This is a genomic window from Streptomyces sp. NBC_01264 (genome assembly GCF_026340675.1).
In the GTDB taxonomy this organism is placed as follows: Bacteria; Actinomycetota; Actinomycetes; order Streptomycetales; family Streptomycetaceae; genus Streptomyces.
Genome location: NZ_JAPEOX010000001.1, coordinates 6,604,920 through 6,623,088 on the forward strand (window position 1 = coordinate 6,604,920; position 18,169 = coordinate 6,623,088).

Annotated in this window: 15 protein-coding genes; 8 read left to right on the forward strand and 7 right to left on the reverse strand. The window is 72.6% G+C overall.

The window, feature by feature from the left end:
* Nucleotides 1-123: 123 nt before the first annotated feature.
* The 4 genes from OG435_RS31005 to OG435_RS31020 all read left to right on the forward strand — a co-directional run bounded on the left by OG435_RS31005 (nucleotide 124) and on the right by OG435_RS31020 (nucleotide 4,613).
* Nucleotides 124-2,895, forward strand: a complete 2,772-nt coding sequence (locus tag OG435_RS31005; protein ID WP_266881210.1) for a DUF7594 domain-containing protein — start codon at nucleotides 124-126, stop codon at nucleotides 2,893-2,895.
* A gap of 79 nt (nucleotides 2,896-2,974) precedes the next feature.
* Nucleotides 2,975-3,661, forward strand: coding sequence for a hypothetical protein (locus tag OG435_RS31010; protein WP_266881211.1), 687 nt, complete (start codon nucleotides 2,975-2,977; stop codon nucleotides 3,659-3,661).
* Between the two features lie 149 nt (nucleotides 3,662-3,810).
* The gene (locus OG435_RS31015; protein WP_266881212.1) at nucleotides 3,811-4,023 is read left to right on the forward strand and encodes a hypothetical protein; all 213 of its coding nucleotides are present in this window, start codon (nucleotides 3,811-3,813) and stop codon (nucleotides 4,021-4,023) included.
* A gap of 92 nt (nucleotides 4,024-4,115) precedes the next feature.
* Entirely contained in the window at nucleotides 4,116-4,613 is a 498-nt protein-coding gene (locus tag OG435_RS31020) for a hypothetical protein (protein WP_266881213.1), read from the forward strand.
* 19 nt (nucleotides 4,614-4,632) lie between these two features.
* On the opposite strand, the gene OG435_RS31025 is transcribed toward OG435_RS31020, so the two are convergent.
* Together OG435_RS31025 and OG435_RS31030 are read right to left on the reverse strand one after the other, a co-directional pair.
* Nucleotides 4,633-5,751 carry a glycosyltransferase gene (locus tag OG435_RS31025; protein ID WP_266882238.1) on the reverse strand — a complete coding sequence of 373 codons (1,119 nt, stop codon included), beginning with the start codon at nucleotides 5,749-5,751 and terminating at the stop codon, nucleotides 4,633-4,635.
* 8 nt (nucleotides 5,752-5,759) lie between these two features.
* Nucleotides 5,760-6,299, reverse strand: coding sequence for a WcaF family extracellular polysaccharide biosynthesis acetyltransferase (locus OG435_RS31030; protein WP_266881214.1), 540 nt, complete (start codon nucleotides 6,297-6,299; stop codon nucleotides 5,760-5,762).
* A gap of 111 nt (nucleotides 6,300-6,410) precedes the next feature.
* Here OG435_RS31030 and OG435_RS31035 point away from each other — a divergent pair, with 111 nt between their 5' ends.
* Together OG435_RS31035 and OG435_RS31040 are read left to right on the forward strand one after the other, a co-directional pair.
* Nucleotides 6,411-7,919, forward strand: a complete 1,509-nt coding sequence (locus tag OG435_RS31035) for a hypothetical protein (RefSeq protein ID WP_430625721.1) — start codon at nucleotides 6,411-6,413, stop codon at nucleotides 7,917-7,919.
* Nucleotides 7,920-7,973: 54 nt separating this feature from the next.
* A complete protein-coding gene (locus OG435_RS31040; protein ID WP_266881215.1) occupies nucleotides 7,974-8,555 on the forward strand; it encodes a TetR/AcrR family transcriptional regulator in 582 nt (193 codons plus the stop codon).
* A gap of 42 nt (nucleotides 8,556-8,597) precedes the next feature.
* Here the strand turns inward: OG435_RS31040 and OG435_RS31045 are convergent, their stop codons facing one another.
* The 3 genes from OG435_RS31045 to OG435_RS31055 are packed head-to-tail and all read right to left on the reverse strand — an operon-like array spanning nucleotide 8,598 to nucleotide 12,807.
* A complete protein-coding gene (locus tag OG435_RS31045) occupies nucleotides 8,598-9,842 on the reverse strand; it encodes a hypothetical protein (protein WP_266881216.1) in 1,245 nt (414 codons plus the stop codon).
* A complete protein-coding gene (locus OG435_RS31050; RefSeq protein WP_266881217.1) occupies nucleotides 9,839-11,605 on the reverse strand; it encodes a lipopolysaccharide biosynthesis protein in 1,767 nt (588 codons plus the stop codon). The genes OG435_RS31045 and OG435_RS31050 overlap by 4 nt, the downstream gene beginning before the upstream one ends.
* Nucleotides 11,602-12,807: a glycosyltransferase family 4 protein gene (locus OG435_RS31055; RefSeq protein WP_266882242.1), complete on the reverse strand. Its 1,206-nt coding sequence runs from the start codon at nucleotides 12,805-12,807 to the stop codon at nucleotides 11,602-11,604. Before OG435_RS31055 ends, OG435_RS31050 begins: the two co-directional genes overlap by 4 nt.
* A 172-nt stretch (nucleotides 12,808-12,979) precedes the next feature.
* On the opposite strand from OG435_RS31055, the gene OG435_RS31060 reads away from it, so the two are divergent.
* The gene (locus OG435_RS31060) at nucleotides 12,980-13,453 is read left to right on the forward strand and encodes an adenylyltransferase/cytidyltransferase family protein (protein WP_266881218.1); all 474 of its coding nucleotides are present in this window, start codon (nucleotides 12,980-12,982) and stop codon (nucleotides 13,451-13,453) included.
* Nucleotides 13,454-13,481: 28 nt separating this feature from the next.
* Here the strand turns inward: OG435_RS31060 and OG435_RS31065 are convergent, their stop codons facing one another.
* A complete protein-coding gene (locus OG435_RS31065) occupies nucleotides 13,482-14,225 on the reverse strand; it encodes a CDP-alcohol phosphatidyltransferase family protein (protein WP_266881219.1) in 744 nt (247 codons plus the stop codon).
* Between the two features lie 146 nt (nucleotides 14,226-14,371).
* On the reverse strand, nucleotides 14,372-16,762 hold the full coding sequence (glgX, locus tag OG435_RS31070; protein WP_430625722.1) for a glycogen debranching protein GlgX: 2,391 nt from the start codon (nucleotides 16,760-16,762) through the stop codon (nucleotides 14,372-14,374).
* Nucleotides 16,763-16,966: 204 nt separating this feature from the next.
* Between glgX and OG435_RS31075 the strand changes: the two genes are divergently transcribed.
* Nucleotides 16,967-18,163, forward strand: a complete 1,197-nt coding sequence (locus OG435_RS31075) for an Ig-like domain-containing protein (RefSeq protein WP_430625723.1) — start codon at nucleotides 16,967-16,969, stop codon at nucleotides 18,161-18,163.
* Nucleotides 18,164-18,169: the final 6 nt, after the last annotated feature.

Genomic DNA, 18,169 nt, shown 5'->3' on the forward strand with positions numbered 1-18,169 from the left:
TATGCAATGGGTCAAGCGTGGTGACCAGGCCCTCGCGTGAGCCCTAGTCTGCGCCAGTACATATGGCTGTTCCGATAGATGCCGAACCAGCCATTCAAGCCGGGCAATTGCCCTGGGGGGCTCATGCGTAGATCCAGAGGGCTGACTGCTGCCCTCGCCGTGTCACTGGCCGGCGCCGGCACCGCGATAGGCCTGGTGCTGATACCCGAGGCGTCGGCCATCACGCAGCCGGTCGCCTTCACCGCCGACAACCTGCCGACGTGGCAGCCCAACGGAATCGTCTGGGCGATGGCCGAGGCCAACGGCACCGTCTTCGCCGGCGGCACCTTCTCGGCCGTCCGCCCGCCCACCGGCGGCGCCGGCGCGGAGCAGGAAGCCGTGAACTTCGTCGCGCTCGACGCGGCGACCGGCGCCCCCACCTCCTGCAAGCTCTCCTTCACGATCGCCGACGGCAGCGCCACCGTGCGCGCCCTCACCGTCTCGAAGGACAAGAAGACCCTGTACGCCGGCGGCTACTTCGCCGCCGTCAACGGGACCCCGGTCAACAGCGTCGCCGCCATCGACATCGCGACCTGCGCCCCCAAGGCCTCGTTCCACCCGAAGTTCCCGTCCACGGTGCGCGCGCTCGCCGCCACCGAGGGCACCCTGTACGCGGCAGGGGACTTCAGCACCGTCGAGGGGTCGACCCGTGAGCGGTTCGCCGCGGTCGACGCCAGCTCCGGTGCGCTCAAGCCCTTCGTCGCCAACGCCGACGAGCCCGGCCGCGCGCTCCAGGTCAGCAACGACGGCAAGAACATCCTGCTGGGCGGTGACTTCTTCACCGTCAACGGCTCCCAGAGCCACGCGCTCGCCGTCGTGAACGCCACCACCGGAGCCGTCGCCAAGACGTACGGCACCATCCCCTCGATGTCGGTGATCAAGTCCATCACGGCCGACTCCACGGGCTACTACACCGGCGCCGAGGGCACGGGCGGCTTCGACGGCCGCGTCGCGCTGGCCACCGACTACAGCGAGAAGTGGCGCGACCAGTGCCTGGGCGCCACCCAGGCCGTGCTGCCGTACGACGGAGTCCTCTACAGCTCCTCGCACGCGCACAACTGCAGCTCCGAAGGCCAGTACCCCGACGGCAAGCGCCACTTCCTGCTGGCGCAGCTGACCGACTGGGCCAACGGCGAAGCCCCCGCGGCCGTCAACGGCTTCGTGCGCAGCCCGGCCAAGCTCGGCTGGCACCCCACCGCCAACGACGGCCTCGGCGAGGGCATCGGCCCGCGCGTGATGGCCGTGGCGGAGAAGGACTCCACCAAGTACATGTGGGTCGGCGGTGAGTTCACCCTCATCAACGGCAAGGAGCAGCAGGCCCTGACCCGCTTCGCCTCCACCGGCGACATCGGCGCCCCGACCACCCCGGTCTCCAGCGTCTCCAGCGTCAAGCCCGGCGAGGTCCAGGTCCGCTGGCGCGCCAGCTACGACGCGGACGACAGCAAGCTGACCTACCGCATCTACCGCAACGGCTCCGCGACCCCGATCGCCACCGTCAGCGCGAGCTCCCTGGAGTGGCTGCGCCAGCAGGCCTCCTGGACGGACACCACGGTCAAGGCCGGCGCGTCCTACAGCTACCGGGTCACCGCCACCGACGCGGCGGGCAACACCAGCGCCCTGTCGGCCACCACCTCGGTCTCGGTCCCGACCGCGGTCAGCGCGTACCCGAACCAGGTCCGCGAGGACGGCGCCAACCTGTACTGGCGCTACGACGACGTCGTCAGCCCGTACGTGGCTGACTCCTCGGTCTCCGGCAACACCAGCGGCATCCAGCTCAACGCCCCGGCCCTGCGCCAGACCCCGGGCGCGCTCACCGGAGCCAGCACGGCCATGGGCTTCAACGGCACCAGCCAGCAGGTGTACAGCGACCACCGTCAGACGGTCGGCAGCAGCTACACGCTGGAGACCTGGTTCAAGACGAACTCCACGCGCGGCGGCAAGCTGATCGGTTTCGGCAACAACCAGGACCGCAACAGCAACGCGTACGACAAGAACATCTACATGACCAACACCGGCCGGATCTTCTTCGGGGTCAACCCGGGCTCGCCGAAGACCGTCTCCACCGGCCTGCTGGACACGTTCAACGACAACAAGTGGCACCACGTCGTCGCCACCCAGGGCCCCTCCGGCATGGCGCTGTACGTGGACGGCAAGGCCAAGGACTCCAGTAACACCACCGGCTCCCAGGCCATCGAGGGCTACTGGCACGTCGGCGGCGACAACCTCGCCGGCTGGTCCTCCCGGCCGACCAGCAACTTCTTCGCCGGCCAGATCGACGAGACGGCCGTCTACCCGAAGGTGCTGACCGAGGCCCAGGTCAAGAACCACTTCAACCTGGCGAAGGCCGCCACCGACACGGTCTCCAAGGTCACCGCGACCGAGGACACCTACATCAACCAGGGCGCCCCCAGCACCGCCTACGGCACGTCCACCTCGCTCGCCGTCCGCGGCACCGGGGCCTACGAGACGTACCTGCGCTTCGACATCCCGGCCGCTCCGGCCGGCACGGTGCTGAAGTCCGCGTCCCTCCAGGTCAAGACCACGACCGCGGCGAGTGCCGGCACCACCGACACCGTCTCCGTGGTCCCGGTCACCGGTACCTGGAGCGGTGCGGGCACGACCTTCAAGAGCAAGCCCACCCTGGGCACCAGCCCGATCGGCTCCTTCGCGGGCGTGCCGGACGGTTCGGCGGTCCAGAGCACGCCGCTGGACACCGCGGCGCTCTCCGCGGCGCTGGGCGGCAGCTACAGCCTGGGCCTGACGAGCACGGGTACCGACCCGCTGTGGATCTGGTCCTCGGAGTCCACGGCCGTGGACGCCAAGCCGCAGCTGACCCTCACCTTCGGCGCGAAGTAACCGCTTGACGGAGTGCGGGGCCCGGCCGCCTGAGCGGCCGGGCCCCGCGCACCCCTCTCATACGTACGGGAGCCACCTCATGTACCGACGCTCCGCAGCGGTCGGCGTCCTGCTGGCCGCCGCCCTGACGCTGACGGCCTGCAGTTCGGGCGGCGACGGCAAGGCCGAAGCCTCGGCCGCCTCGCCCAAGCCGCCGGCCGCCTCGTCGGCGCCCGACCCGGCCGACGCCACGGCCACCCCGTCGCAGCCCCCGGCGGACGCGAAGCCGACGGGTCCCGTCCTGCCGGACACCAAGCTCGTCCCGAAGACGGGCAGCTTCACGGCGCCGCAGAAGCAGTACCTGAGCGGTCGGGTCCCGGAGCAGATGGACCCGGCGGCCGTCCTGCAGAGCGGCCAGGAGGCCTGCCAGCGGGTGGAGCGCACGGCGAAGAGGGACAAGGACGCGGCGGTCGGCGCCCTCGTGGCCGGGGAGATCCCGGGCGCGAAGGACGCCATCACCTACCTCTGCCCCGAGCAGAAGCCGGTCCTCGACGCGGCGGCGAAGGGCTTCCCGGACGGTACGAAGCAGTCCCCGGCGGCGGGCACGTACCGCGCGCTGACCCAGAGCACCACCTGCGTCTGGGAGGCCAAGGGCAAGGACGGCGCCGCCCTCGCCTCGGGCCCGCAGACCCCGCCGAAGCCGGGTGACAGGATCACCGCCAAGATCCCGGCGGGCACGACCCAGTTCGTCTCGAACGGCTGCTACGCGTGGGTGCCTTCGGCATAACACCCCCTGCACGTGACGCTCCGTGCCAGGCGCCACGCCCCCGCTGCCCCTACCCCGGGCACCGGGGGCGTTTCCGTTCCCGCATCGGGGGCATCCGCGTTTCCACACGGCGGGGCCGCACCCCGTCCACGATGCTGGAGGAGAATTCCATGAGGGGCATCAGCGGTTGCATAGGCCTGATCGTGGTGGGGGCCATCCTCACCTTCGCGAGCGACTGGCAGCTGCAGAGCGTCAACCTCGATCTGGTCGGGGTCATCATGATGGTGGCGGGCATCATCGGCCTCGCGGTCTACGCGAGCGTCCTCAAGCGCCGCCGCGTCGGCGCCCTCCCGGTCGTCGACGAAACCCGCCGGGGGCTCTGAGCCGACCGGCGGCAGCGCGGGAACGGCCCGCTGAGCAGCGCCTTCGGCGCAAACGATTCGACCCGGCCGGGCGGCGAAGGCACCATGGGCCGATGACGTCGACCGAAGAAGCAGCGATCGCTCTGCAGGACCATGTCGCCCTCTGGAGCGTCAGCGAAGTCAGCGGGAGCGATGTCGTCAGCACCGCCTGCGAAGCGCTGGTCGCCGGACTCGACACCCCGGGCCTGCGCGTCCTCGCAGCCTGCACGCGCGCCGAGGCGGTCTACGACGTCCACGACCTGCTCCCCGCGGCGCTCCACGAACTGGGCCTCGTCTTCTACCCGGTCGACGGCGCGGCCGGCCGCGAAGCCGCGGTCCCCGCGCTCGCACGCCGCATGCTCGCCGGCGAGTTCACGCCTTCGGAGCTCACGCTCCGCGTCCACCGGCGCTACGGCCACGAGCCGCTCCTGACACGGCGGCTCGCGGAGCTCGACGACGAGTACGACACCCTCGAGTACGGCGGCCGGACCACGGACGAGATCGACGCCGAGGTCAGGGCCGTGGCCCGGACCCTCGGGGCCCACGCCCACGTCCAGGGCCGCGAGGGCTGACGGTGCCGGGCCGGTCCGCTCAGCGGGAGATGCGTTCGTAGACCGGTAGCAGCGTGTCCAGGACCGCGTCCATCGAGAAGGCGGACGAGGCCAGTTCGCGGGCGGCCTTCGAGGACGTGGCGTTCTCGGCCGGGTCCAGCAGGGACAGGACGGCTTCCGCGACGCCCGCCGGGCCCGGGTCGACCGCGCGGCCCGCGCCCGCGCGGGCGATGTCGCGGGCCAGGCCGTTGGAGTGGGTCACCACCGGCGGGACGCCCACCGACAGGGCCTCCAGGACCGACATCGGGAACGGCTCGTCCACGGAGGGCAGTACGTAGACGTGCGCGCGGCGCAGCTCCGTCAGGACCTCCGCGCCGGACAGGGCGCCGGGGACCGTGAAGCGGGAGGAGAGGCCCAGCTCCGTGATCCGGGCGCGGACCGCCGCGAGCTCGCCCTCGTCCGGGCCGGCCACCACGAACTCCGCGTCCGGGTGCGCCGCCAGGACGGCCGGGGCGGCGTCGACGAAGTCCACCGGGCGCTTGCGGGCCTGCAGGCGGGCCGAGTAGAGGATCCGCGGGGGCCCGGACAGGGCGGGGCGCTCCTCCTGGGCCGGGGTGCCGTTGACGAGCCGGACGGTGTTCGGGAGCGGCGGCGCCCCGACCACGGCGTCGAGGCCCTCGCGCTCGTGCGGGGTGAGGTACAGCAGGGCGTCGGCGCCGCGCAGGAGGCGGCGTACCGCCAGCGCGTCCAGCACCTTGGCCAGGAGCTTCCCGCTCGGGTCGACCATGCCGTGGGTCTGCAGGACCAGCGGTGTGCCGGCCCGCAGCGCCGCCAGGGCGACGGGCAGGGTGACCAGGTCCCGCGCCAGGTGCACGTGGACCACGTCCGCTCCCCGCACCAGCCGGCCCGCGGAGGCGAGCAGGGCCGGCGAGGTCATCCCGCTGAAGCCGAGGGGGAGCAGGCGCCGGGCGGGGAAGAGCTTCGCCGGGACCCCTTCCACCGAGGTCGGCCAGGGCTCCGGGAACCCCTCGCCCAGCGCCAGCAGGTTCGCCTCGTGCCCGCGGGCCCGCAGCCCCTTGGCCAGGTTCAGCGCGACCCGCACCGGCCCGCCGAAGGCGTGCGTGGGGGAGTGCAGGGTGACGGCGTGCAGGACTCTCAAAGCGGCACTCACTTCGGCTCGTCGACCGGGCGGCGGTGCCCGTCCTGGGTCTGCAGGGTCAGCGCGGGGAGGTCCTTGTGGACCACGGACCCGGCGCCCGCGACCGCGCAGCGGCCGATGGTCACGCCGGCCAGCACGGTGGCCCGTACCGCCACCCACGCGCCGTCCCCGACGGCGATCGGCGCGTTGCGGTAGCGGAAGTCGGCGGCCCGGTGGTCGTGCGAGCCGGTGCACAGCAGCGCCTCCTGCGAGAGGCAGGCGTGCGCGCCGATCGTCACCGGCTCCAGGTTGAGTATCCAGGCACCCTCGCCGATCCACGCGTGGTCGCCCACGGTCAGCTTCCAGGGCCACAGCACCCGCACCTTGTGCCGGATCAGCACCCCTTCGCCGATCCGGGCCCCGAAGGCCCGCAGCAGCGCGACCCGCAGCCGGGCGGGACACAGCCAGCTCATGAAGAGCGTGTTCATCACGGCGAACCAGAGCGCCTGCGTCAGCCGCCCGCGCCCCTTGTCGTATCCGGCCAGCGTGAAGGCAGGAAGATCACGCACAGGCACCCCTCGTACTCCGGCCCCCGACGGCGCCCCCGAAGGCGCCTCCCCGGGCGCCCGAGCGCTCAGACTAGACTGCGCCCGAATCAGGCACAGGGGGTGGGGGCAAGCGTGGCGACCGACATACGCGGGGCCGTCGCCCGGGCCGTGCCGACGCGGCCGGGGGACGAGAAGGGCTGGGGCCGGGTCACCACCCCGCGGACGCTGCTCTCGCGGGCGCTCTCCGTGCCGCTGGCCCTCGGGTTCACCGTCTTCCTGCCGCTGTTCGTCGCGGTGCAGCCCGGCGCCGGGCAGCACGACGCGGCCTTCTGGCTCCAGCTGCTGCTCACCATGTACGCGGGCGCCCGGCTCTCGGCGATGGTCCTGACCAGCCGCCGCAAGCTGCTCCAGGGCTCCTTCTGGCTCTTCGTCTACATGGCCATGGGCGTGGCCCCCCTCGCGCAGGCCGTCCTCGGCCAGGTCCCGACCCCCGTCGTCGGCCCGCGCTCCGACCTCACCGCCGCCATCGGCCTGGTGCTGCTCGGCTGCGCCGCCTTCGACGTGGGCGTGCTGCTGGCCCGGCACCGGCCGGCGGGCCGCGCGGGCGGTTCGCTGAAGGAGCCGCGCCCGGTCATGGCGCACCGGCGGCGGCTGCACCTGCTGACGGCCGTGGCGTTCCTGGGCAGCGCGGCCCTGATCGTGAAGCTCGGCGGACCGGCGGTGTTCTTCTCCAGCCGCCAGGAGATCATCGCGGGCATCGAGGAGGCGGGCGTCTCCCAGGACGGCCAGGCCGGTCAGGCCCTGCTGCGGGGCTTCGGCACGGTCCCCGCGCTGCTGGCCCTGCTGCTGTACACGCGCTGGCTGATCACCTCGAAGTTCGCCCGCCGCAAGGTGTCGATCATCGTCACCTGGTCGGCGCTCATGGTCCTCAACCTGATCGTCAACAACCCGATCTCCAACCCGCGCTACTGGTTCCTCACGGTCATGTTCGCGATGCTCTTCACCGTCTTCCCGGTGAGCGCCGCGATGTACCGGGTGGCCCTGTCCATGGCCGTGGTGATCGCCCTCCTGATCTTCCCGTTCGCGGACCGCTTCCGCTACGACGAGAAGAACTACAAGCCGGTCGAGACGACCTCGTTCCTGGAGCCGATGGCGCTCAAGGACTACGACCAGATCGGCATGTTCGCGAACACCATCACCTTCTCCGAATCCGGTCCCGGCCATTCCTACGGGCGCCAGCTCGCGGGATCGGTCTTCTTCGCGGTGCCGCGCTCGGTGTGGTCGTCCAAGCCGCGCGACACCGGCGTGATGGTCGGCCAGTGGATGGGTACGGTCAACACCAACCTGTCCTCCCCGATCTGGGCCGAGCTGTGGATCGACTTCGGGCCGCTGGGCATGGGGGCGGGGCTGCTGGGGATGGGGTACGCCGCCGCCCGCGTCGACCGGCGCTACGCGAAGCGCGCCCGGCGCAGCTCGCCGCCGGGCAGCCTGATCTCGACGGTGGTCCCGCTGGTCGCGGGGTACTCCTTCATCCTGCTGCGCGGGCCGCTGCTCCAGGCCTCGGGCCGGATCGCCATCGCGGGGATGTGCCTGGCGCTCGTGGCCACGTACCGGCAGGACAGGGCCACCTCCCTGCGCTAAAGGTGGAACCACTCAACTTGTGCACCGGATACGCAACGCCGGTACAGTGGTCCCATGACCGAGACAGTGGGGCGCCGCGAGCGCAAGAAGGCCCAGACCCGCAAGGCCCTGGCCGATGCCGCGCTGCGCCTGTTCCTGGAGCGCGGGTACGACAAGGTCGGCGTCCGGGACGTGGCCGAGGAGGCCGACGTTTCGGTGACCACGCTGTTCAAGCACTTCCCGAGCAAGGAGGCCCTGGTCTTCGACGAGGACGAGGACAACGAGGCCGAGCTCGTCTCGGCGGTACGGGACCGCGCGCCGGGGCAGTCGGTCCTGCACTCCCTGCGCGAGCACTTCGTGGAGACCCGGGCCTCCCGCCGGATCGACGATCCGGCGGTGATCGCCCACCTCACGCTGGTCCGGGAGACGCCGGAACTGGTGGAGTACTGGGACCGGATGTGGCGGCGCCACGAGTTCGCGCTCGCCGCCGCGATCGCGGCCGAGGCCGGAGCCCCCGAGGGCGACCTCAGGTCCGCGGCGCTGGCCCGGTTCGTGATGGACACCGCGAGCCTGATCCGCGGCCAGGAAGACCAGCGGCAGGCCATGCGGGACCTGTTCGACCTGATCGAAGCGGGCTTCGGCGAGACCCCGGCCTGACCCGCGGCCGGCCCAGCCTCGGGCCCAGCCTCAGACCAACCCTCAGGCTGCCCGGACCTGGTCGGACGTGGCGGCCGGGGCCGGTTCGGGGGCCGGCAGCCGGGCCACCCGCAGCCAGCCCGCCGCGGCCTTCGCGGCGGAGCCGAGGGCGAGGCCCCACGCGGCCCCCGCCACGCCCCAGAGGGCGTACCCGCCCAGCAGCAGCCCGACCGACAGTAGCGAGAAGACCACCTGGAGCGAGAGGGTGGCCTTCGGGTTCAGCACCCGCAGGGTCAGCAGCGCACAGGTGCCCAGCCCCATGACGGCGTACTGGGCGCCCGTCGCGGGCAGCAGCGCGGCCGCAGCCTCCCAGGTGTCGCCGAGCAGTTCGCGGCCGACCCGCTCCGGCAGCGCGTACAGCACCGCCCCCCACGCGGCGCCGGTCAGCGCGAGCGCGCCGCCCATCAGGGCGGTCAGCCGGACCACGCCCCGCTTGCCCGAGGCCCGGCCGACGACGGGTGGGCCGAAGGAGTTCGCGGAGTTGAACAGCACGTTCAGCGGCCCGAACAGGGTGGTGGCGCCGCGCAGCGCGCCCACGGCCAGCGGGGTCGCGAAGACGCCGAGCCCCAGGACGGCGAGCTGGCTGGAGCCGTTGCCCACGGCGAACTCCACCACGAACCGCTGCCCCAGGTACCCGCGCCGCAGGTACGGGCGCAGGTCCGTGGCGCCGCCCCGCACCGAGGGCAGCAGCAGCCACAGGCCGAGCGCGAGCGCGGGCAGGGCGGAGACCCCCCACACCAGCACCAGCCGTCCGGCCGGGGAGCCCTCGGGCTGGAGCAGCAGCGCGGTCACCACGCAGGCCAGGCGCAGAGCGTCGGCGGCCAGGGCCCGCCCGGGGGCCCGCAGGGCGGAGAAGCAGTAGCGCAGCCCGTCCTGCAGCAGCACCAGGGGCAGTACGAGTCCCAGCGCGAGGAACGCCCACCCGGTCGCCCCGGGCAGCAGCAGGCCCAGGAGGGCCAGTACGGCTCCCACCGCCGCCGAGGCGGCGCCGGTGAAGGCGAGGCCCGAGCGGCAGGCCGCGGCGAGGCGGGCGGAGCCGGGGTCGTCCTTCTCCAGCACCAGGGTCTGGCCGACGTAGGCCATGTTCAGGCCGAGCAGCACCGTGAAGGTCACGTAGACCATCGAGAAGTCGGCGAAGCCGGCCGCCGAGGAGAGCCGGGCGGCCAGCACCAGGACCAGGATGTTCGTGGCGCTGGACGCGGCCTGGTCCAGTACCGAGGCGACCGCGGCGAGGGAGCGCCGGCTCACCGCCGGCCCGTGCGGACCGTACGCAGGGCGACCGTGTCGGTGCCGTCGCCCGGGATGTGCTGCGAGGCGTCGGCGGCGGCCACCTCGTAGGGGATCGGCTGCGGCTCGCGCGCGCGGGCCGACGGAGGCGCGGGGGCCGGCCGGGGCTCCTCGGCGGCGGGGCCGCCGCCCTTGGGGCTCCGGCCGAGGCCGCGCTTCTTCTCGCCGGGCAGCGGCGCGTGCAGTACGGCGCCCAGCACCGTGCCACCGGCCCCGCTGATCAGCTCGCGGATGCGGGAGAGGTCGGTGCGGCGCACCGCACCGGGGTTGCAGACCACCAGGACCCCGTCGACGCGGTCGACGAGCGCGAGGGCGTCGGCGTAGGAGAGGACGGGCGGGGCGAGCACCACGACGGTGGCGTTGGGGGAGTCGGCCTCGGAGATCAGCCGGGTGGCCCGCTGCGAGGTCAGCGCGCGGGGCACGTTGCGCACCCGCTCGCCCGGGATCAGGTCGAAGCTGCCCGACTCCCCGGCGTCCACCAGGAGCTGGCGGCCGTCGGGCCACTCGGTCTCCGCGTGCTGCGCGCCGGCGCCGCTCTGCGACTGGCTCCAGCGCGGCCGGCCGGCGGCGTCGGTGGGCAGCTGGCTGGCCAGGACCGGGGTGCGCAGGTCGGCCTCGATGAGGAGAACGTCCTTGCCGGTCTCCGCGAAGGAGGCGGCCAGGTTCACCGCGACGGCGGCGGCGATCTCGCTGCTGCCGCGCGGGGCGACCACCAGGAGGCGGCGCCGGTCCGCGAAGCGGGCGTCGTAGGCGAGCCGGAAGGCGACCGAGCGGAACTCCTCGGCCAGCCGGGGGTCCTCCTCGCCCGCCGCGAGCAGCGGTCCGCCGTCGGCCTTGCCCCGCGGCAGGGATCCCAGGACGGGCGCGCGCAGGGCCCGGGCGACGTCGCCCTCGGAGCGCGGAGCCGGGTCGAAGACGAGCCGCACCCAGGCACCGAGCAGGCCCAGCGCGAGGCCCACGGCGGCGCCGAGCGCGAGCGACATGGCGATGCCGGGGCCGTCGGCCCCGTGCGGCGGGACGGCGGTGCTGGTGACCCGGCCCGGGGTCATGTCCAGGGCCTTGAGCTTGGCGATGTTGCCGTTGAGCGTGTTGATCTTGCTCTGCTGGTCGGTCTTGGCGGCGTACGCGGCGTCCCGTGCCGGACCGGCCGGCATGCCGGCGGTCTGCTTGGTCAGGTCTTCGAGCTGCTTGGCCACCGGATCTCGCTGCTCCTGGTAGCCCTTGACCATCTTGTCGCGGGTGACGTCGAGGGCCTCCTGCCGCTTGAGCAGGTAGGCCTCGGTCATCGCGTTGGCGCGCCTGGCGGCCTCGGCGGGGGTGGCGGCGGTGTAGGTGAAGCGCAGCACCATCGTCTGCGGGGGGTTGGTCACCTGCAGACCGGCGCGCAGGGCCGAGAAGTCGGTGGCCGAGACCCCGAGCTTCTTCGCGGCCTCGTTGGCTATGGAGCTGGAGAGCGCGACCTGCCGCTCCGAGCCGATGTTGATCGCCTTGTCGGGGGCGAGGCTCGGGTTGAAGGGGTCGTCGGTGGGCGCGCGCAGCACGATGTCGGCGGTGGCCACGTAGGTGTCCGCCGTGGAGACGCCGAGGTAGACCCCGCCGAGCAGGCCGACGCCCACGCCCGCGGCGAGGAGCCGGCGGTAGCGCAGGAGCTGCTTGAACTGATCCCGGAGCAGGTCCGGTTCGTCCTCGGCCGGAGCCGCTGCCGGGCGGTTGGTCTCGATCACGGCCGGGGACCCCCAAGTGCTTCGTCCATCAGTGCGTCGATGCGGGCCAGGCCCGCCTCACGGCTCAGGTGCGCCGCCACGTGGCGCGGCCCGGCCGCGCCCAGCGCGTCCGCGCCCGCGGGGTCCTCGGCCAGTGCCCGTACGGCCTTGAGCAGGGCCTCCGGGTTCTCCGGCGGTACGAGCACCCCGGCGCCCGAGCGTTCCACCTCCTGGGCGGTCCCGCCCAGCGCCGCGACGGAGGCGACGACGGGACGACCGGCCTGGAAGTACGAGGTCAGCTTGGACGGCACGCTCATGTCCATCACGGCGGCGTGCTGCGTGACCGCGAGCACGTCCGCCGCGGCGAGGATATCCGGGAACTCGCCGTCGGCGGCAGGGGGGATGATGTCGAGGTTGGGAACGTCGGCCGCCAGATCGGCGAGGGCGGAGCGCTGGCTGCCGTCACCCATCAGTACGAACCGGACGCTCGGGTCGAGCCGGGCGGCGCCGACGAGGACCTCCAGCCCCTGCTTGAGCCCCATGTTCCCGGAGTGCAGGACGACGGTCTGGTCGGGGGCCCATCCGAGGTGGTGGCGGGTCCGGCCGCGGGGCTTGGTGGGCAGTGCCACGTGGGACCAGTTCGGGACGAGCCGGATCCGCTGGGGGTCCACGCCCATGGCGACGACCCGGTCGACGAACGTCTCGTGGATCACACCGACGAGGGCGGCCCGCTTCAGGGCGTGGGCCTCGGCCCGCCCGGCGAACGCGGCCGCCTTGTCCCCGCCGCTGATCCCGCTCTGCGCGGCGGCGGCGCCCATAAGGTCCTGGACGACCGGGACGAAGGGGACCTTCCAGCGCGCGGCGAGGCGCGCGGCCACCAGGCCGCCGGCCAGGCTCGGCATCTGGGCCAGGACCGCGTCCGGCTTCCCCATCCGGGGCGGGGCCACGGAGCCGTGGAGCAGAATCGATCCTTCGAAAAGGGCCCGGCGGACGGCGGTCTGACGCGGGGGAACGGTGTGCGCGCGCCGGTGCACGGTCACGCCCGCGCGCTGTTCCGTGCGCCGTAGCGCCCCCTTGTACTCCGGCTCGACGGACCACGCCGGGTAGTGGGGCATGCCCGCCAGGACGTGGGTCTCGTGACCGAGATCCGCCCAGTGCTCAGCGATCTGAGTGGCGTACGGGCCGATGCCCGTGTGCTCAGGGGCGTAATTCGTGGAAACCAGCAGTAGGCGCCGCTGACCGGATTTCGACACTGGACGTCCCCCTCTCACCAGGATGATGCGCACGTCACCCTATTCGTTCACCGGCAACACAGGGAACGTGCACGCTATTGTCTGCTAATCCGCCACACCGAGGTGTGCGGCTTCTGGGGGATATCACGTGACGGAGAAGGATATGTCCGAATTTGTTGAGTCTGGGCGGAGGTCCCACCGGATCGGCTACGCGCCGGGTGCCTACGACCTCTTCCATATCGGACACCTCAACATCCTTCGCCACGCCCGGAGTCAGTGCGACTACCTGGTGGCGGGGGTCGTGTCCGACGAAATGGCGGAACTCGCCAAGGGGCGCCGCCCGGTGATACCGCTCGTCGAGCGGCTCGAGATCGTCCGCAGCGTCCAGTATGTGGATGCCGCTTTTGTCGAGACCGTCCCGGACAAGGTCGAAACGTGGAAGCAAGTCCGTTTCGACGTCATATTCAAGGGCGACGACTGGCGCGGCACCCCCAAGGGCGACCAGCTGGAAAAGGACTTCGCCGTGCACGGGGTCGAGGTCGTCTACTTCCCGTACACGGTCCACACCTCCAGCACCCAACTGCGCCGGGCCCTGGACGTGCTGTCGGAGCCGCTCGCCACCGAACAGCGGGGCTGAGCGGACCGACGGCCGGCGCCTTCCCGGGCTACCTGGGGACGGCGCTGAGCTCCCGGAACCACTTCGCGAGGAACGCCACCAGGAACAGCGCGGCCATCACGCCCGCCCCGGCGTACGCCCAGCGGAACACCCCGCTCCCACCGAGGAGCAGGAACACCAGGCAGAACACCCCGTAGTCCACGGGCAGCAGCGCCACCGCGCGCAGGCTCGACGGCGCGGCGGCCGCGCTTCCCGGTGCGGGCTTCGGCTTGAGCTTCTCGGTCAGCAGCCCGCCGAAGAAGGTCACGACCGCGGCGAGCTGGAAGCCCAGCGGCACCAGCAGCCAGCCGGCCGAGGCGGCGCCGTCCGGCCCGCCGCCGATCCCGTAGGCCTCGGGGAAGCGGTAGAAGGCGATCAGTACGCAGGTGTGCAGCGAGGTGAGCTTCGCGCAGTCCACGACGTGGTCCAGCCACTCGCCCGCCGCGCTGCCGCCCCCGCGCAGCCGGGCGAGCTGCCCGTCGGCGGAGTCGAAGGCGAAGCCGACGGCGAGCAGGGCCCACACCGCGACCCCCAGCCCCCACGAGGGCGAGGCCAGGGCGACGGCGGCCGCGCCCGCGAAACTCAGGGCGGCGCTGATCAGCGTCACCTGGTTCGGGGTGAGCCCGAGTGCGTACGACCCGGCGGCCAGGTACCGCCCGACCGGCCGGTTGACGAACCGGGAGTACAGCGACACCCCCTTCGCCGACTTCTGCGCCCCGCGCAGCTCCCGCAGCGCGGTCCCGACACTCGCCATCGACACAACCCCTCGAACATCCGTATACGCGTGTGTGCGTACGAAGGGCACATCATCGCAGGAGGTCCGGGAACTCCCGCCCCGGGTCCGTCCGGCGCCGGAGCCCCGGACACGGCGCCGGAGCCCCGGACACGGCGCCGGACGCCCTACGCGTCCCCGCCCACCACCTTCAGCAGCAGCACCGAGCGGGCCGGTACGGTCACGCTCCCGCCCCCGCGGTGCACGGTGGCGGGCGCCGCCGCCTGGTCCTCCCGGGAGGTGTCCAGGACCAGTTCGTACGCCCTGCCCCACGGCGCCCCCGGCAGCGTCCAGGCCACCGGCCGGTCCCCGGCGTGCAGCAGGGCCAGGAAGCTGTCGTCCGTGACCTGCCGCCCGCGCTCGTCACGGCCCGGGATGTCCTGCCCCGACAGGTACAGGCCCACCGACCCGGCCGGGGCGTACCAGTCCCGCTCGGTCATCTCCGCCCCCGCCGGGGTGAACCAGGCCAGGTCGCGCAGCCCGTCCGCCCCCTGCGAGCGCCCCGAGAAGAACGCGCGGCGCCGCAGCACCGGATGGTCCCGGCGCAGTGCCAGCAGCCGCCGGGTCAGCGCGAGCAGCGCCTGCCAGGACGGATCCTCCAGCAGCGACCAGTCCACCCAGCTCGTCTCGTTGTCCTGGCAGTACGCGTTGTTGTTGCCGCCCTGCGTCCGGCCGAACTCGTCCCCCGCCACCAGCATCGGCACCCCGGTCGACAGCAGCAGCGTGGTCAGGAGGTTGCGCAACTGCCGCCGGCGCAGCGCCGCGATCCGCGGATCCGTGCCCTCCTCGGGCTCGCCCTCCACCCCGCAGTTCCAGGACCGGTTGTCATTGGTCCCGTCGCGCCCCGCCTCGCCGTTCTCCTCGTTGTGCTTGGACTCGTACGAGACCAGGTCGCGCAGGGTGAAGCCGTCGTGCGCGGTGATGAAGTTGACCGAGGCGTACGGCCGCCGCCCGCCCCACGCGTACAGGTCGCTCGACCCCGACAGCCGGTACCCGAGGTCCCGTACGTCGGGCAGCGCGCCGCGCCAGAAGTCCCGTACGGCGTCCCGGTAGCGGTCGTTCCACTCCGTCCACAGCGGCGGGAACGCCCCCACCTGGTACCCGCCCGAGCCCACGTCCCACGGCTCGGCGATCAGCTTCACCCGCCGCAGCACCGGATCCTGGGCGATCACCGCGAGGAACGGCGAGAGCATGTCCACGTCGTGCATCGAGCGGGCCAGGGCCGCCGCCAGGTCGAAGCGGAAGCCGTCCACGCCCATCTCCGTCACCCAGTACCGCAGCGAATCGGTGATCAGGCGCAGCACGTGCGGGCGCCCCGCGTGCAGGGTGTTGCCGCAGCCGGTGTAGTCCGCGTACCGCCGCTGGTCCGACTGGAGCCGGTAGTACGCCCGGTTGTCGATCCCGCGCAGCGACAGCGTCGGGCCCAGCTCGCCGGCCTCCGCCGTGTGGTTGTAGACCACGTCGAGGATGACCTCGATCCCGGCGGCGTGCAGCGCCTTGACCATCCGCTTGAACTCGCCGACCTGCTGGCCGGCCGTACCGCTGGAGGAGTACGCGGCGTGCGGGGCGAAGTAGCCGATCGAGTTGTAGCCCCAGTAGTTGCGCAGGCCCCGGCGCAGCAGGTGGTCCTCGTGCGCGAACTGGTGGACCGGCAGCAGCTCCACCGCCGTCACCCCGAGCCCGGTCAGGTGCTCGATCGCCGCCGGGTGGGCGAGGCCCGCGTACGTGCCGCGCAGGTGCTCGGGGATGCCGGGATGGCGCATCGTGAAGCCGCGCACGTGCAGTTCGTAGATGACCGAATCGGCCCACGGGGTCTTCGGCCGGACGTCGTCCGCCCAGTCGTCGTCGTCGTGGACCACGACCCCCTTGGGGACGTGCGGGGCCGAGTCGCGGTCGTCGCGCACGGTGTCGGCGATGTACTGCTGGGGCCAGTCGCGGACGTGCCCGTACACCTCGGGCGGCAGCAGGAAGTCCCCGTCCACGGCCCGCGCGTACGGATCCAGGAGCAGCTTCGCCGGATTGTGGCGGGCCCCCGTCCACGGGTCCCAGCGCCCGTGCACCCGGAATCCGTACCGCTGCCCGGGCCGGACGCCCGGCAGGAAGCCGTGCCAGATCTCGTGGGTCAGCTCCGTCAGCGCGCAGCGGCTCTCGGAGCCGTCCTCCGCGAAGAGGCAGACCTCCACCGCCTCCGCGCCCTGGGCCCACAGCGCGAAGTTGGTACCGGCCGTCCCGCCCGGCCCCTGGTGGAACCGCGCCCCCAGCGGATGCGAGGACCCGGGCCACACCGGTGGCCCGGGAACCCCCCGGCCCACCGCGGCATGCCCCCTGACCTGCGGTTCCATCAGCCTCTGGGCCTGGCCGGCCGGATGCCCGTTCCCGTTTCCGTTCCCGTTCCCCGACTGGGTCCCGTTCCCGGCTTCGGTTCCGGGCTCGGTTCCGGCCTCGTCCAGGGGCCCGGCCCCGGATCCGGTCCCCACCCCGGCCAGGGGCTTCGCCTCTTGCTCGGCTGCGCTCGACACTGCCCGCCTCCACGGCTCTCGGTACCTGCGGGGGTGGGGGAACTGCGACCCCGGCGTCCCTGCCGCGGCCCGCCCCCGTCCGGTCCTTCCCACTGTTCTGCCCGGACTGTCCTGCCTGGAACGTGGGCCGCCCCCACGTTTCCCCCGGAGGGGCCCGGTCGTTGGAGGAACGTGACTCTTCTGACGAGGCGGGCAGGGGCGGGCTTGGCCGCCGTGGCGGTATGGGCGGGCCTCCTCGGAGGCCTGGCCGGATGCACCGAGAACGGCGGCTCCCCGATCGAGATCCAGCTGCCCGGCAAACCCCGGTCGCCGGACGAGGCGATCAGGATCACCCCCGGCGACAACGCCAAGGGGGTGCCGGCCGAGGGCCCGCTGACGGTCACCGTGCCCGAGGGGCGCCTGGAGCGGGTCGTGGTCACGAAGGTGGAGGACGCGCAGCAGGAGCAGGTGCCCGGCGCCATCGCCGTCGACGGGCTGAGCTGGAGCCCGGACCCGGCACAGGGCCGGCTCGCGCTCGCCGCCAAGTACACCGTGGACGCGGTCGCGCTCGACGGGCACAACCGCCGCCAGGCACGGCACACCACCTTCACCACCTACGTTCCCGAGGAGCGGTTCATCGGCTACTTCAAGCCGGAGAACCGCTCGACCGTCGGCACCGGCATGATCATCTCCTTCGGGTTCAGCCAGTCCATCGAACGCCGCGCCGACGTGGAGCGGGCCATCAAGATCACCTCCGTCCCCGCCGTGGAGGTGGTGGGTCACTGGTTCGGCGACGAGCGCCTGGACTTCCGGCCCAAGACCTACTGGAAGCCCGGCACCGAGGTCACCGTCAAGATCGGCCTGCGGGACGTCGAGGGAGCGCCCGGCTCCTACGGCATCCAGGACAAGACCCTGCGCTTCACCGTGGGCCGGTCCCAGATCTCCACCGTCGACGCGGCCGCGCACACCATGGAGGTCCGGCGCGACGGCGAACTGCTGTCCACCGTGCCGATCACCGCCGGGGCTCCGAAGAACATGACCTACAACGGGAAGATGGTGGTGATGGAGCTCTTCGACGTCACCCGGATGAACGGGCAGACCGTGGGCTTCGGCGGCGAGTACGACATTCCCGACGTCCCGCACGCCATCCGCCTCACCCGCTCCGGGACCTTCCTGCACGGCAACTACTGGGCCAGTCCGGACACCTTCGGCTCCACCAACGTCAGCCACGGCTGCATCGGCCTGCGCGACAACAAGGGCGGCGGCTCGGACACCCCGGCCGGCTGGTTCTTCGACCGGACCCTGGTCGGCGACGTGGTGGAGGTCGTCAACTCGCAGGACAAGACGGTCGCTCCGGACAACGGGCTGGGCGGCTGGAACATGTCCTGGCCCGCCTGGGTCGCGGGCTCCGCGATCGGCTGACCCGCC